This window comes from Shinella yambaruensis (assembly GCF_022899355.1).
Taxonomy (GTDB): domain Bacteria; phylum Pseudomonadota; class Alphaproteobacteria; order Rhizobiales; family Rhizobiaceae; genus Shinella; species Shinella yambaruensis.
Window position 1 is genome coordinate 539,642 of sequence record NZ_JALJCK010000001.1, and the last position, 12,934, is coordinate 552,575.

The window sequence follows — 12,934 nt, forward strand, 5'->3', positions numbered from 1 at the left end:
CGCCCGCGCGCCGAAAAAGCTCAGCCGCCGTTGGCGACGACCGTCGCGCGGTACTGTTCCACCGCCTTGGCGACAAGGCCCGCCACCTTCTTCTGCCAGGCGGGATCGATCAGCAGCTGCTCGTCGTCCTTGTTCGACATGAAGCCGAGTTCGAGCAGGATCGAGGGTACGTCCGGCGCGGTCAGCACGCGGAAGCCGGCATGACGATGCGGGTTGTTGATCAGCAGCACCTGGTCCTTGAAATTGCTGACGACGCTCTGGGCGAGATTGATCGAGAAGGCCTGGGTCTCGCGGCGCGTCAGGTCGAGCAGGATGTCGGCAACCTCGGCCGGCTCGTCGACGAAGGAGATGCCGGCGATCTGGTCGGACAGGTTCTCGCGCTCGGCAAGGCTTGCCGCGAGGCTGTCGGAGGCCTTGTCGGAGATCGTGTAGACGGTCGCGCCGCGGATGTCCTTCTGCTTCAGCGTGTCGGCATGGATCGAGATGAGGAGGTTCGCCCCCTCGTTGCGGGCAAGCTGCACGCGCTGCGACAGGGAGAGGAACTCGTCCTTGTCGCGGGTGAGGATGGCGCGCGTGCCGGGCAGCGCGTTCAGCGCCTCGGTCAGCTGGCGGGCGAAGGCGAGCGTGACATGCTTTTCCTCCGTCTTGGTGACACCGCCGCGCGCGCCGTTGTCGATGCCGCCGTGGCCGGCATCGACCGCGATGACGAAGGGGCCGCCCGCCCGGCTGCCGGGCAGCATGACCGGCGCCTGCTCGGCGCTTGCCGGGACGGCGGCCTCCTGCCAGCTCTGCTTTTCCATGAGGGCCTGGAAGGCCTGGTCGGTGACGATCGCCGTATCGACGACCAGCCGGTAGCTCGCCGCCCCCTCTTCTTCCTGCACCTCGGCCAGCACGACGCCGACGGGGCGCGAGGCTGTCAGGACGATGCGCGAGCGGCCGGCCGCCATGGTGCCGTAGCGGATGTCGGAGAAGATGCCGCGCGCCTCCAGCTCCTCCGCCTTCACGCCGAAGTCGGTCTCCGGCAGATCGATCAGCACGCGGTAGGGATTGGCGACGTAATGGACCTCGAAATCCGGCTTGCGGTCGAAATCGATGATCAGGCGGGTACGGGCATCGTCGCCGGCAATGCGCGCGGAAAAGGCGAGCAGCGGGGCGGCCGAGGCGGAAACGGCAAGGGCCGGCGTGACGGGCGACAGGCTGAGCATCACGACGATCGCACCGGCCGCGACGCGGAAAAGGGTTTCGGTCAGAAGGCGTAGCATCACCACTGGCAGTCCGTTCAAACGCGTGGAAACCGCGCGATGCGGCACGGGACAAGGCCCATAGATGCCCCCATATGGTTAACCAAAGCTTGCCGGGAGGCGATGTCGCAGCACTCGGCCAGCCATAGGGGCAAATCCATCAAGATTATGACGCTTTTGGCTTTTCCCTTGCCATTGTGACATATCCGCCATAAAAGCAAAATCAGGGAAAAAGAATAGACGGGATAGAATCGCTTAGAGCAGGCAGCCACTCCTTCGGGGCTTGGCGCCGAACCGGGCCTTCATCCGCCGTCGCACCGCTTTTTCCCGGCCGATAAGATCGCGTAAACCGGCGGTGGCCGGAACAGTCAAGGTGGATTTTCCACCAACCGCCCTTACCCAAGGGCAATTTCATCGGACCGATCAGGTCTATGGCACAGGCATTCTCGTTGGACGTTGATGTTGTCACAGCGGATTTTATCAGAGGGTAACTGGCACCGGGACGCTCGCGTACCGACCGCCCTCCGTCCGCCAACCCCGCACCGGGGCCCGACGAGAACTTACATATCCGGCGCATCCCTCTCCTCCTACGGCACTTCCCCTGAAGGGATCAGGTTGCCGTCAGGATTGCGGCTGCGCCGAGGAGCTCAATCTACATGGCAGAGAAAATGCTTATCGATGCGTCTCACGCTGAAGAGACGCGCGTCGTTGTCGTCCGCGGAAACCGCATAGAAGAATTCGACTTCGAGTCCCAATACAAGAAACAGATCCGCGGCAATATCTACCTCGCCAAGGTCACACGCGTCGAACCGTCGCTCCAGGCGGCCTTCGTCGATTATGGCGGCAACCGCCACGGCTTCCTGGCCTTCGCCGAAATCCACCCGGATTATTACCAGATCCCGCTGGCCGACCGCCAGGCGCTGCTGAGGGCCGAGGCCGAAGAGCACCGCCGCGACGACGATATCGAGCCGGTCGAGACCGCATCCGACCTTTCCGACAACACGGAAGCTACCGAAATCGAGCCCGTCGAAACCCCGGCTGCCGACGAAGAGGTGCCCGTCGCCGCCGCCACGGAGGCCGAACCGGAAGTTGCCGAAGCCGCTGCCGCCCTTGCGGAAGAGGCGCCGGCCGAAAAGCCGAAGAAGCCGCGCCGCCCGCGCAAGGCCAAGGCGAAGGCCGAGGACGCGCCGGCTGCCGAAGAGGTCGCCGCCCCGGCCGAAAGCAGCGACGACGAGACGCCCGGCGGCGCGATGGCCATGGCCGTCGATACCGACGAGATTTCCGAGCCCGCCGAGCGTTCGCGCGGCCGCCGTCGCCGCGATGACGACGACGATGACGACGATCATCACGGCGAGGAGAAGGAAGTCATCGAATCCGTCGGCGCGGAAGACGCGATGGAAGAGGTTCCGGACCGCGTCGTGCGCAAGCCGCGCAAGCAGTACCGCATCCAGGAAGTCATCAAGCGCCGCCAGATCCTGCTCGTGCAGGTCGCCAAGGAAGAGCGCGGCAACAAGGGCGCGGCGCTGACCACCTATCTCTCGCTCGCTGGCCGCTACTCCGTCCTGATGCCGAACACGGCGCGCGGCGGCGGCATTTCCCGCAAGATCACCAACCTGCAGGACCGCAAGCGCCTGAAGGAGATCGCTCGCGACCTCGAGGTTCCGCAGGGCATGGGCGTCATCCTGCGCACCGCCGGCGCGAACCGCACCCGTGTCGAGGTCAAGCGCGACTTCGAATACCTGATGCGCCTGTGGGAGAACGTGCGCACGCTGACGCTCGCCTCGACGGCGCCCTGCCTCGTCTACGAGGAAGGCTCGCTCATCAAGCGCTCGATCCGCGACCTCTACAACAAGGACATCAGCGAGATCATCGTCGCCGGCGAGGAAGGCTATCGCGAGGCGAAGGCCTTCATGAAGATGCTGATGCCGAGCCATGCGAAGGTCGTGCAGCCCTATCGCGACGTGCATCCGATCTTCTCGCGTTCGGGCATCGAGGCCCAGCTCGACCGCATGCTGCAGCCGCAGGTGACGCTGAAGTCCGGTGGCTACATCATCATCAACCAGACCGAGGCGCTCGTCTCGATCGACGTCAACTCCGGCCGTTCGACGCGCGAGCATTCCATCGAGGAGACCGCGCTCCAGACGAACCTGGAAGCTGCCGAGGAAGTGGCACGCCAGCTGCGCCTGCGCGACCTTGCCGGCCTCGTCGTCATCGACTTCATCGACATGGAGGAGAAGCGCAACAACCGCGCCGTCGAGAAGCGCCTGAAGGACCATCTCAAGAACGACCGCGCGCGCATCCAGGTCGGCCGCATCTCGCATTTCGGCCTTCTGGAAATGTCGCGCCAGCGCATCCGCGCCTCGGTTCTCGAATCCACCATGCAGACCTGCCCGCACTGCAACGGCACGGGTCATGTGCGCTCGCAGTCGTCGGTCGCGCTGCACGTCCTGCGCGGCATCGAGGAATATCTGCTCAAGAACACGACGCACAACATCACCGTGCGCACCACGCCCGACATCGCGCTCTACCTGCTCAACCACAAGCGCGGCACGATCATCGACTATGAAGGCCGCTTCGGCGTCGTCATCATCATCGAGGCCGATGCCCATGTCGGCGCGCAGCACTTTGCGATCGATCGTGGCGAGCCGGTCGAGAACCCGGTCAAGATCGACCAGATCCTGCATTTCGAACCCGAGCCGGAAGACGACGACGACGTCTTGATCGAGGAGGAGATCGACGAGGAAGAGGAAGAAGCGCGTCCCGCCGGGGCCGCGCAGGCTTCGTCCGCCTCCGACGAGAACGGCCGCAACAAGCGCAAGCGCCGCCGCCGCCGGCGGGGCCGGGGCCGCGAGAATGGCGACGGCACGGACACCGCCTCCTTCGGCGGCGAGCAGGCCGGCGATGAAGATGTGCTCGACGACGACGATGCCGAGGGCGAAGAGGCTGCGGACGCGCCCCAGGCGCAGGCCGACGATGCCTCCGACCAGCGCCGCAAGCGCCGCCGCCGCGGCAAGCGCGGTGGCCGCCGCAACCGTCCCGAGGACGGCTCGCTCGAAGCCGGCGCCGAAGACGCGGAAGAGGCCGATGGCGATGCGGACGACGCCGAAGAGGTGACGACCGCCGAGGTCGAGGTCGCTGAGGTGGAGGTCGCCGAGACGGCTGCCCCCGCCGAGGAAGCGCCGGTCGAAGCCGTTGCCGAAGAGGCGCCGGCCAAGCCGAAGCGCGCCCGCCGCAGCCGCGCCAAGGCCGTGGAAGAGGCGGCCACCGACGAGGCCGCCCGCAGCGAGGTGGAGGCCCAGCCGGTCGCCACGACGGTTGCCGAGGACGCCGCACCGGTGGAACCGGAGGTCGAGACCGCCTCTGCCGACCTCGAAGAGCCGGCGAAACCCGCCCGCGCCAATCGCGACCTTTCCAAGATCGCCTCCGAGCCGGTGGTGAAATCTTCGGCGAAGAAGGAAGCGACACCGGAAGAAGAGCCGGAAAAGCCCAAGAAGGGCGGCTGGTGGCAGCGCCGCGGCTTCTTCTAGTCGCTTCACTGCAATTCCCGACGCAAGGCGGCTTCCCGCTTTGCCGGAATTGCTTGGGAAACCACCCTCTTTCAAGACTGGAAAGGCCCGGCATCGTCCGGGCCTTATTCTTGCGCGCGGGAATCGGGTGGTTCCCGCCACTGCCTTCTGCGACATGCAGCTCCGCATGAAACCAGCAAGGGAGAAATCCATGCCCCGTCTCGACAACAAGACCGCCATCGTCACCGGCGCCAGCTCCGGCATCGGCCGCGCCGCCGCGCTTCTCTTTGCCCGGCAGGGCGCCAGGCTCGTGCTCTCCGCCCGCAGACGCGAACAGCTTGATGAAATCGCCGGCGAGATCCGTGCCGCGGGTGGCGCCGCCATCGCGGTGCCGGGCGATGTGAGCGAGGAGGCCCATCACCAGGCGCTGGTCGAAGCGGCGCAGGCCGAATTCGGCGGCCTCGACATCGCCTTCAACAATGCCGGCACGACAGGCCCGGTCGGTCCCCTCACCGCCCTTTCGCTTGCCGAATGGCAGGATGTCGTCGCCGTCAACCTGACCAGCGGCTTCCTTGCCGCCAGGTACCAGCTGCTGGCGCTGGAGGCGCGGGGCGGCGGCAGCCTCGTCTTCACCTCGACCTTCGTCGGCTACACGGCCGGTTTTCCGGGGCTTGCCGCCTATGCCGCCTCGAAATCCGGCCTTGTCGGCCTCGTGCAGGTGCTCGCCTCGGAATACGGGCCGAAGGGCATTCGCGTGAATGCGCTGCTGCCGGGCGCGACGGACACGCCGATGGGGCGGACGGTGGCGAACACGCCGGAAGCCCGCGACTTCATCGCCGGCCTCAATGCCTTCAAGCGCATCGCCGCGCCGGAGGAGATCGCCGCGGCCGCGCTCTTCCTATGCTCGGATGCCTCCAGCTTCACGACCGGCACGGCGATGCTCGTCGACGGCGGCGTGTCGATCAACCGGGTCTGAGGCTCACAAGGAGAATCAGGGCCTTGCGGGATTGAATCCGCTTCCCGCCACAAGCGCCTGAAACGGTATCATTTTCCCCGTTTCAGGCGAGCCAGCGCGCGAGGCGGTCGACCGCCTCGCGCATCTCTTCGAAGGAGCCGGCATAGGAGAAGCGCATCGTGTGGTGCCCGTCCCGCGGGTCGAAATCGGCGCCGGGCGTCGCCGCGACGTCGGTTTCGGCGAGCATGCGCCGGGCGAAGGCCATGCTGTCATTGGTGAAGCGGCTGACATCCACATAGGCGTAGAAGGCGCCGTCCATCGGCGAGGCGACGGCAAAGCCGATCTCCGGCAGGCGTTTCACCAGGAAATCGCGGTTCGCCCTGTAGGCGTCGCGATAGACATTGAGCTCCGCCTCCGCCCCGAGCGCGGCCTCCGCCGCGATCTGCGAAAGCTCCGGCGCGGAGATGTAGAGGCTCTGCGCGATGCGCTCGACCGGGCGCACCAGCGCCTCCGGCAGCACCATCCAGCCGATGCGCCAGCCGGTCATGCAATAGTATTTCGAGAAGGAGTTGATGATGACCGCCTCCTCGCCGAATTCCAGCGCCGTCGCCTCCTCGCCGACGAAGGTGAGGCCGTGATAGATCTCGTCCGAGATGAAGGCGATGCCGTTGTCCCGGCAATAGGCGGAAAGCGCGGCAAGGTTGGCGCGGCCGGTCACCGTGCCGGTCGGATTGGCGGGGCTGGCAAGCAGCACGCCGTCGATGCGGCCATGGGCGGCGGCGGCCGCTTCCAGCGCTGCCGGCGTCAGCGTGAAGCCGTTCTCCGCGTTCACCTCGATCTCCACCGTCTCGATGCCGAGCGCGGCGAGGATGTTGCGATAGGCTGGGTAGCCGGGCCGCGCGATGGCGACGCGGTCGCCGGCATCGAACAGCGCCAGGAAGGCGAGGTTGAAGCCGGCCGACGAGCCCGTCGTGACGGCGATTCGGCCCGGATCGACGGAAACGCCGTGATGGCGCCGGTAAAAACCGGAGATGGCGCAGCGCAGCGAAAGCAGGCCGAGCGCATCCGTATAGCCGATGCGGCCGACATCGAGCGCGCGGCGGGCCGCGTCGCGCGCCGCCTCCGGGGCGGGATGCACGGGCTGGCCGACGGCCATGGAAATCACCGGCCGGCCGGCGGCACGGCGCTTCGTCGCCTCGGCCAGCACATCCATGGCATAAAAGGGTTCGACGGCGCCGCGGCGGGAGAGTTTCATGGGACTGCCTTCCGGTTCTTCGGGTCGCGTCTTCCTGCCGCAAGATGCCCGTCTTCACAATCCCGCGAGGGCCGAAAATCCGCCGCTTTTACCCTATCGTTTGCCCCTGCCCGACCATAAGGTCGTTGAAAGCGCCGCGGCCCGCATTGACGTGCAGGGCCGCCAATGGCACTTCTCCGGCGCATCACGACGAGGACAGGAAAGACATGACATTCAAGACGAAGCTCGCGGCCACCGTAGCCCTTGCCCTTTCGGTCGCAGCCCCCCTGCCCGCCCTTGCCCTCGACGATGCACAGAAGAAGGAAATCGGCGACTTCATCAAGGAATACCTCGTCGAGAACCCGGAGATCCTGCTCGACGTGCAGGAAGCCCTGCAGAAGAAGCAGGAGGCGCAGCAGCAGGCGAAGGCCCAGGGCGCCATCACCGACAATGAAAAGGCGATCTTCTCCTCGCCCTACGACATCGCGCTCGGCAACCCGAAGGGCGACGTCACCATCGTCGAGTTCTTCGACTACAATTGCGGCTACTGCAAGCGCGCGCTCTCCGACATGGACGAGATCCTGGAGGAGGACAAGAACGTCCGCTTCGTGCTGAAGGAGCTGCCGATCCTCGGCCCCGATTCGCTTGCCGCCCATAAGGTCAGTGCCGCCGTGCGCGACCTCGCGCCGGAAAAATACGGCGAATTCCACCGCGCGCTGCTGGGCAACGAGGGCCGTGCAACGGAAGAAAGCGCGATCGCTCTTGCCGCGACGATGGGGCTTGCCGAGGCTGATGTCCGCAAGACCATGGCCGACAAGCCGCATGACGACGCCGTGCGCGAAGCCTATTCGCTGGCCAACGAGCTCGGCATCACCGGCACGCCCTCCTACGTGCTCGGGCAGGAGATGGTGTTCGGTGCGGTCGGTGCGGGCGACCTGCGTGAAAAGATCGCCAATGTCCGGGCCTGCGGCAAGGCGACCTGCTGACCGCCATCTTCCTGCCATGCCGGTCGTGTTCAGCCGGCGCTGCTTGTGGACATCGCCCCGTTCGACCGGCAAAGCCCCTGCCCTTGGGGCTTTCCCTGTGGAAACCGCCGGTCTATAGGTAATTGTCTATCCAGCATGCGGAATTGCGAATGGCATCCACTCTTTTCGTGCTCAACGGCCCCAACCTGAACGCCCTCGGCAAACGTGAACCCGGCATCTATGGCGGGCACACGCTTGCGGATATCGCGGCGCTCTGCCAGGCCGAGGGCGAGAAGCTGGGCTTTGCCGTCGACTTCCGCCAGTCCAACCATGAAGGCGACCTGGTCGACTGGATCCACGAGGCCGGCGATACCGCCGCCGGCGTCGCCATCAATGCCGGTGCCTACACCCACACCTCGATCGCCCTGCACGACGCCATCCGCGCCGTCAGCATCCCGGTGGTCGAACTGCACCTTTCCAATGTGCATGCCCGCGAAGAATTCCGCCACACGTCGATGATCGCGCCCGCCGTCAAGGGCGTCATCTGCGGTTTCGGCGCGCACAGCTACATCCTCGCGCTTCACGCGCTTTCGTCCATCACGAAATAAGAAAAACAAGAGGCTCTTCCATGTCTGACAAGAAAAACGGCATTGATCAGGCGCTGATCCGCGATCTCGCCAACATCCTCAACGAGACGGATCTCACCGAAATCGAAGTGGAGCAGGACGATCTGCGCATCCGCGTCTCGCGCGCCGGCACGCCGCAATTCGTCCAGGCGCCCATCGCCGCCCCGGCCCCTGCCTTCGCCGCGCCTGCCGTGGCCGCGGTCGCCGCCGCTCCGATCGCCGATGCGCGCAGCAACAAGAACGCCGTCACCGCCCCGATGGTCGGCACGGCCTATCTCTCGCCCGCCCCGGGCGCCCGTCCCTTCATCGAGGTCGGCGCGAGCGTCAAGGAAGGCCAGACCATCCTCATCATCGAAGCCATGAAGACGATGAACCAGATCCCGGCGCCGCGCTCCGGCAAGGTCACCGAAATCCTCGTCTCGGATGCAAGCCCGGTCGAATACGGCGAACCGCTGATCGTCATCGAATAAGGCGGCCCCCATGATCTCCAAAGTCCTCATTGCCAACCGCGGCGAAATCGCCCTTCGGGTCCTTCGGGCCTGCAAGGAGCTCGGCATCGCCACGGTCGCCGTGCATTCGACGGCGGATGCCGACGCCATGCATGTGCGCCTCGCCGACGAGAGCGTGTGCATCGGCCCGCCCCCGTCGCGCGAGAGCTACCTGAACATCCACCAGATCGTCGCGGCCTGCGAGATCACCGGCGCCGACGCCGTGCATCCGGGCTACGGCTTCCTGTCCGAAAACGCCAAGTTCGCGGAAATCCTCGACGCGCACGGCATCACCTTCATCGGCCCGACGGCGGAGCACATCCGCATCATGGGCGACAAGATCACCGCCAAGCAGACGGCGCAGGAACTCGGCATCCCGGTCGTTCCCGGCTCCGACGGCGAGGTCAGGCCGGAGAACGCGCTGGAAGTCGCCCGCAAGATCGGCTTTCCCGTGCTCATCAAGGCCACCGCCGGCGGCGGCGGCCGCGGCATGAAGGTCGCCAGATCCGAGGCGGATCTTGACGAAGCCGTCTCCACGGCCCGCTCCGAGGCGCTCGCCGCCTTCGGCAACGACGCCGTCTACATGGAAAAGTATCTCGGCAAGCCGCGCCATATCGAAATCCAGGTCGTCGGCGACGGCATGGGCAATGCCGTGCATCTCGGCGAGCGCGACTGCTCGCTGCAGCGCCGCCACCAGAAGGTCTGGGAAGAGGCCAACTCCCCCGCCCTCAATGTCGAGCAGCGCATGAAGATCGGCCAGGTCTGCGCCGACGCCATGAAGAAGCTGAAATACCGCGGCGCCGGCACGATCGAGTTCCTCTACGAGAACGGCGAGTTCTATTTCATCGAGATGAACACTCGCCTGCAGGTGGAGCATCCGATCACCGAGGCCATCACCGGCATCGACCTCGTGCACGAGCAGATCCGCGTCGCCTCCGGCGCCGGCCTGTCGGTGACCCAAGAGGACATCGTCTTTTCCGGTCATGCCATCGAGTGCCGCATCAATGCGGAGGACCCGCGCACCTTCGTTCCCTCGCCGGGCACGATCACGCATTTCCACGCGCCGGGCGGCCTTGGCGTGCGCGTCGATTCGGGCGCCTATCAGGGCTATAAAATCCCACCCTACTACGACAGCCTGATCGGCAAGCTCATCGTGCACGGCCGCACCCGCGTCGAATGCATGATGCGCCTGCGCCGCGTGCTGGACGAGTTCGTCATCGACGGCATCAAGACGACGCTGCCGCTCTTCCAGGACCTGATCGGTAACCAGGACATCGCCAACGGCGACTACGACATCCACTGGCTGGAAAATTATCTGGCCAGCAAAACCGACGCCTGAGGGGCGTCGGTCATGGCAGGGCGACGCAGCCGGCACCCGGAAATCACCCCGGACCTGCTTCTGCGCGCCTATTCCATCGGGCTCTTCCCGATGGCCGATTCGGCCGACGACCCGGAACTGTTCTGGGTCGAGCCGGACATGCGGGGGGTCATCCCGCTCGATGAGTTCCACGTCTCGCGCAGCCTTGCCAAGACGATCCGCAAGAAGCCCTTCGACATCCGCTTCGACACCGCCTTCGACGCCGTGCTCGCGTCATGCGCGGCGGCCGCGCCCGATCGGCCTTCCACCTGGATCAACGCCAAGATCAAGTCGCTCTACGGCACCCTGCACCGCATGGGCCACGCCCATTCGGTCGAAGCATGGGAGGGGGAAAACCTCGTCGGCGGCCTCTACGGCGTCTCGCTCGGTGCGGCCTTCTTCGGCGAGAGCATGTTCTCGCGGCGCACGGATGCATCGAAGATCTGTCTCGTGTACCTCGTCGAACGGCTGAAGGCGCGCGGCTTCCGGCTGCTCGACACACAGTTCACCACGGAGCACCTGAAGACGTTCGGCGCGATCGACGTGCCGAAGATCGAGTACGAGGACATGCTGGCGAACGCCTTGGCCTCGCCGCACCTGCCGTTTTGAACGGAGAGGTGGCGCTGCGGGTCGTGGATCCTCGGGTCAAGCCCGAGGATGACGGAAGAAGGGAAGTCAGCGACAAAGCAGTCCCCCGTATGCCGCACCGCTCGATGCCGCATCGTTCCGGTACTGCATGCCGAACCGTTCGATGGGAGGAAGCCGTCTCCTCCCCTCCGTCATCCTCGGGCTTGACCCGAGGATCCACAGCCGCAGACGCAACGTTCGTGGAAAGCGCCTTACTGCGCCTTCGCTTCGGAGTCTTCCGGCGGCGGCACGTCGGACTTTGCCTTGCACTCGGTCAGCCACACGTCATAGACGGGGTGCTCGACGGCGTTGAGGCCGGGGCTGTCGGCGAACATCCAGCCGGTGAAGATGCGGCGGATCTTGCGGTCGAGCGTGATCTCGTCGACCTCGACGAAGGAGGTCACCTTCTGCGCCTCGGTGTCGTCGCGGCTGTAGCAGACCTTCGGGGTCACCTGGAGCGCGCCGAACTGCACGGTCTCGCCGAGATAGACGTCGAAATTGGTGATGCGGCCGGTGATCTTGTCGATACCGGAGAAGACGGCGACCGGGTTCTCGATGCGGGCGGCATCGGCGACCACCGGCATCAGCCCGGCGCCCGCGGCGGCCACGGCAAGCGCGGCGACAAGGAACCGCCGTCCGGCGTTTGCCGAGAAAAACCCTGATGTCATGAATGCCGTCTCCTGCGAACCGCTCCGGCCCGCGCCGGTCGCTTGGAGTTAGAGTGCCTTGGCTTCTCCTCGAAAAACCAAAGCACTCTAACTCTTTGTTTTAACGCAATTCCGGGCGCAAAACCGCTTCGCGACTTCTGCTGGAATTGCTCTAGCGGCGAAATGTGGCCAAATCGGTATCAGTTGCCCGGCGTCCAGGCATCGTAATCGCCCGTCACGCGCGGACGTTCGCCGGCGGCGGCAAGCGAGCCCGGCGGACGGTAGGCCTGGGCAGTGCCGGTCGGGTTCTGGCGGTGCGGCTTTTCCCACTCGCGGGCCTGGTACGTCTCGTCGGCCGGGGAAACGTCGGTGCGGTGGTGCATCCAGCCATGCCAGCCCGCGGGAATGGCCGAGGCTTCCGCATAACCGTTGTAGATCACCCAGCGGCGCGTGCGGCCTTCGGAATCCTTGCCGCCCTGGTAATAGACATTGCCGAATTCGTCCTGGCCGACCCGGGTGCCGAAGCGCCAGGTGTGGAAGCGGGTGCCGATCGTCTGACCGTTCCACCAGGTGAAGATCTGCTTGAGAAGGTTCATGGGCTGGCGTCCTTGGCAGGGCCGTGCCGGAAGCGCGGCCCGAGACTGTTGGGCCGCCCGCGGAAAGCGGGCGATCTTTCCTCCGCTTATGGCGCGAGAGCACCGGAATGTCCAGCGATTCCCGCCCCTTCGCCCACGGCTTTTCGCCGCGGGTCAGCCGCCGAGCGGCTTCTCGTAGACATCCAATGGCACGCCGGAGATCGCGTCCGCCGTATGCCGCGCCTCGCCCACCTTGGCAAAGCCGTGCGCCTGGTAGAAGGCGACCGCCGCCTCGTTGCGCGGATCGACCTCCAGGAGCATGGTGCTGGCATCCGGGAAGCAGGTCTCGAGCTCGGCGAACATGTCGCGGCCGATGCCCTGGCGCTGGTAGCGCGGCAGCACGTAGAGCTGGTGCAGGAACGCCGCCTTCGGCCGATCCTTCGCCATGGCCGCATACCCCATGCCGGCAAGCTCCTTGCCGTTGTCGGCGACGACGAACTCGCTGTCCTTGCGCTCCAGCCGGGCTTTCAGCGCCGGCACGGAATGCCAGCGCGCGGTGATCTCGTTCACCTTGTCGGCGCCGTAGAGCACGTCATAGGTGGCATGCCACGTCTCGGCCAGGAGCGCGCTGACCTTCGCCAGATCGCGCTCGGAGGCCGTGCGGACGAAGAACATGGAAAGTTCCTTTGTTTTGAAGCGATTCCGGACGGAAA

12 protein-coding genes are annotated in these 12,934 nt (G+C 65.7%); 7 read left to right on the forward strand and 5 right to left on the reverse strand.

Annotated elements, in window-relative coordinates:
* Nucleotides 1–20: 20 nt before the first annotated feature.
* Nucleotides 21–1,262: an N-acetylmuramoyl-L-alanine amidase gene (locus MUU56_RS02700; protein WP_398431770.1), complete on the reverse strand. Its 1,242-nt coding sequence runs from the start codon at nucleotides 1,260–1,262 to the stop codon at nucleotides 21–23.
* Nucleotides 1,263–1,897: 635 nt separating this feature from the next.
* On the opposite strand from MUU56_RS02700, the gene MUU56_RS02705 reads away from it, so the two are divergent.
* A complete protein-coding gene (locus MUU56_RS02705) occupies nucleotides 1,898–4,768 on the forward strand; it encodes an Rne/Rng family ribonuclease (RefSeq protein ID WP_244765774.1) in 2,871 nt (956 codons plus the stop codon).
* A 190-nt stretch (nucleotides 4,769–4,958) separates the two neighbouring features.
* Nucleotides 4,959–5,723: an SDR family oxidoreductase gene (locus MUU56_RS02710; protein WP_244765775.1), complete on the forward strand. Its 765-nt coding sequence runs from the start codon at nucleotides 4,959–4,961 to the stop codon at nucleotides 5,721–5,723.
* 82 nt (nucleotides 5,724–5,805) lie between these two features.
* Here the strand turns inward: MUU56_RS02710 and MUU56_RS02715 are convergent, their stop codons facing one another.
* Nucleotides 5,806–6,957 carry a pyridoxal phosphate-dependent aminotransferase gene (locus MUU56_RS02715; RefSeq protein WP_244765776.1) on the reverse strand — a complete coding sequence of 384 codons (1,152 nt, stop codon included), beginning with the start codon at nucleotides 6,955–6,957 and terminating at the stop codon, nucleotides 5,806–5,808.
* Nucleotides 6,958–7,163: 206 nt separating this feature from the next.
* Between MUU56_RS02715 and MUU56_RS02720 the strand changes: the two genes are divergently transcribed.
* The 5 genes from MUU56_RS02720 to aat all read left to right on the forward strand — a co-directional run bounded on the left by MUU56_RS02720 (nucleotide 7,164) and on the right by aat (nucleotide 10,981).
* Nucleotides 7,164–7,922, forward strand: a complete 759-nt coding sequence (locus MUU56_RS02720) for a DsbA family protein (RefSeq protein WP_244765777.1) — start codon at nucleotides 7,164–7,166, stop codon at nucleotides 7,920–7,922.
* 149 nt (nucleotides 7,923–8,071) lie between these two features.
* Nucleotides 8,072–8,509 (forward strand): type II 3-dehydroquinate dehydratase, encoded by a 438-nt coding sequence (aroQ, locus tag MUU56_RS02725; RefSeq protein WP_244765778.1) that lies wholly within the window; start codon nucleotides 8,072–8,074, stop codon nucleotides 8,507–8,509.
* A gap of 20 nt (nucleotides 8,510–8,529) precedes the next feature.
* On the forward strand, nucleotides 8,530–8,997 hold the full coding sequence (accB, locus tag MUU56_RS02730) for an acetyl-CoA carboxylase biotin carboxyl carrier protein (RefSeq protein ID WP_244765779.1): 468 nt from the start codon (nucleotides 8,530–8,532) through the stop codon (nucleotides 8,995–8,997).
* A 10-nt stretch (nucleotides 8,998–9,007) separates the two neighbouring features.
* On the forward strand, nucleotides 9,008–10,354 hold the full coding sequence (gene accC, locus MUU56_RS02735; RefSeq protein ID WP_244765780.1) for an acetyl-CoA carboxylase biotin carboxylase subunit: 1,347 nt from the start codon (nucleotides 9,008–9,010) through the stop codon (nucleotides 10,352–10,354).
* 12 nt (nucleotides 10,355–10,366) lie between these two features.
* A complete protein-coding gene (gene aat, locus MUU56_RS02740) occupies nucleotides 10,367–10,981 on the forward strand; it encodes a leucyl/phenylalanyl-tRNA--protein transferase (protein ID WP_244765781.1) in 615 nt (204 codons plus the stop codon).
* Nucleotides 10,982–11,211: 230 nt separating this feature from the next.
* Here the strand turns inward: aat and MUU56_RS02745 are convergent, their stop codons facing one another.
* The 3 genes from MUU56_RS02745 to MUU56_RS02755 form a co-directional block, all read right to left on the reverse strand.
* Entirely contained in the window at nucleotides 11,212–11,667 is a 456-nt protein-coding gene (locus MUU56_RS02745; RefSeq protein ID WP_244765782.1) for a DUF2155 domain-containing protein, read from the reverse strand.
* A gap of 179 nt (nucleotides 11,668–11,846) precedes the next feature.
* Entirely contained in the window at nucleotides 11,847–12,242 is a 396-nt protein-coding gene (locus MUU56_RS02750) for an NADH:ubiquinone oxidoreductase subunit NDUFA12 (RefSeq protein ID WP_064329820.1), read from the reverse strand.
* A gap of 153 nt (nucleotides 12,243–12,395) precedes the next feature.
* Nucleotides 12,396–12,896, reverse strand: coding sequence for a GNAT family N-acetyltransferase (locus MUU56_RS02755; RefSeq protein ID WP_244765783.1), 501 nt, complete (start codon nucleotides 12,894–12,896; stop codon nucleotides 12,396–12,398).
* Nucleotides 12,897–12,934: the final 38 nt, after the last annotated feature.

What these genes read in the sequence shown, in the direction of transcription:
- MUU56_RS02700 (WP_398431770.1), bottom strand. Translation starts at nt 1,262, where the DNA reads ATGCTACGCCTTCTGACCGAAACCCTTTTCCGCGTCGCGGCCGGTGCG.
- MUU56_RS02705 (WP_244765774.1), top strand. Translation starts at nt 1,898, where the DNA reads ATGGCAGAGAAAATGCTTATCGATGCGTCTCACGCTGAAGAGACGCGC.
- MUU56_RS02710 (WP_244765775.1), top strand. Translation starts at nt 4,959, where the DNA reads ATGCCCCGTCTCGACAACAAGACCGCCATCGTCACCGGCGCCAGCTCC.
- MUU56_RS02715 (WP_244765776.1), bottom strand. Translation starts at nt 6,957, where the DNA reads ATGAAACTCTCCCGCCGCGGCGCCGTCGAACCCTTTTATGCCATGGAT.
- MUU56_RS02720 (WP_244765777.1), top strand. Translation starts at nt 7,164, where the DNA reads ATGACATTCAAGACGAAGCTCGCGGCCACCGTAGCCCTTGCCCTTTCG.
- aroQ (WP_244765778.1), top strand. Translation starts at nt 8,072, where the DNA reads ATGGCATCCACTCTTTTCGTGCTCAACGGCCCCAACCTGAACGCCCTC.
- accB (WP_244765779.1), top strand. Translation starts at nt 8,530, where the DNA reads ATGTCTGACAAGAAAAACGGCATTGATCAGGCGCTGATCCGCGATCTC.
- accC (WP_244765780.1), top strand. Translation starts at nt 9,008, where the DNA reads ATGATCTCCAAAGTCCTCATTGCCAACCGCGGCGAAATCGCCCTTCGG.
- aat (WP_244765781.1), top strand. Translation starts at nt 10,367, where the DNA reads ATGGCAGGGCGACGCAGCCGGCACCCGGAAATCACCCCGGACCTGCTT.
- MUU56_RS02745 (WP_244765782.1), bottom strand. Translation starts at nt 11,667, where the DNA reads ATGACATCAGGGTTTTTCTCGGCAAACGCCGGACGGCGGTTCCTTGTC.
- MUU56_RS02750 (WP_064329820.1), bottom strand. Translation starts at nt 12,242, where the DNA reads ATGAACCTTCTCAAGCAGATCTTCACCTGGTGGAACGGTCAGACGATC.
- MUU56_RS02755 (WP_244765783.1), bottom strand. Translation starts at nt 12,896, where the DNA reads ATGTTCTTCGTCCGCACGGCCTCCGAGCGCGATCTGGCGAAGGTCAGC.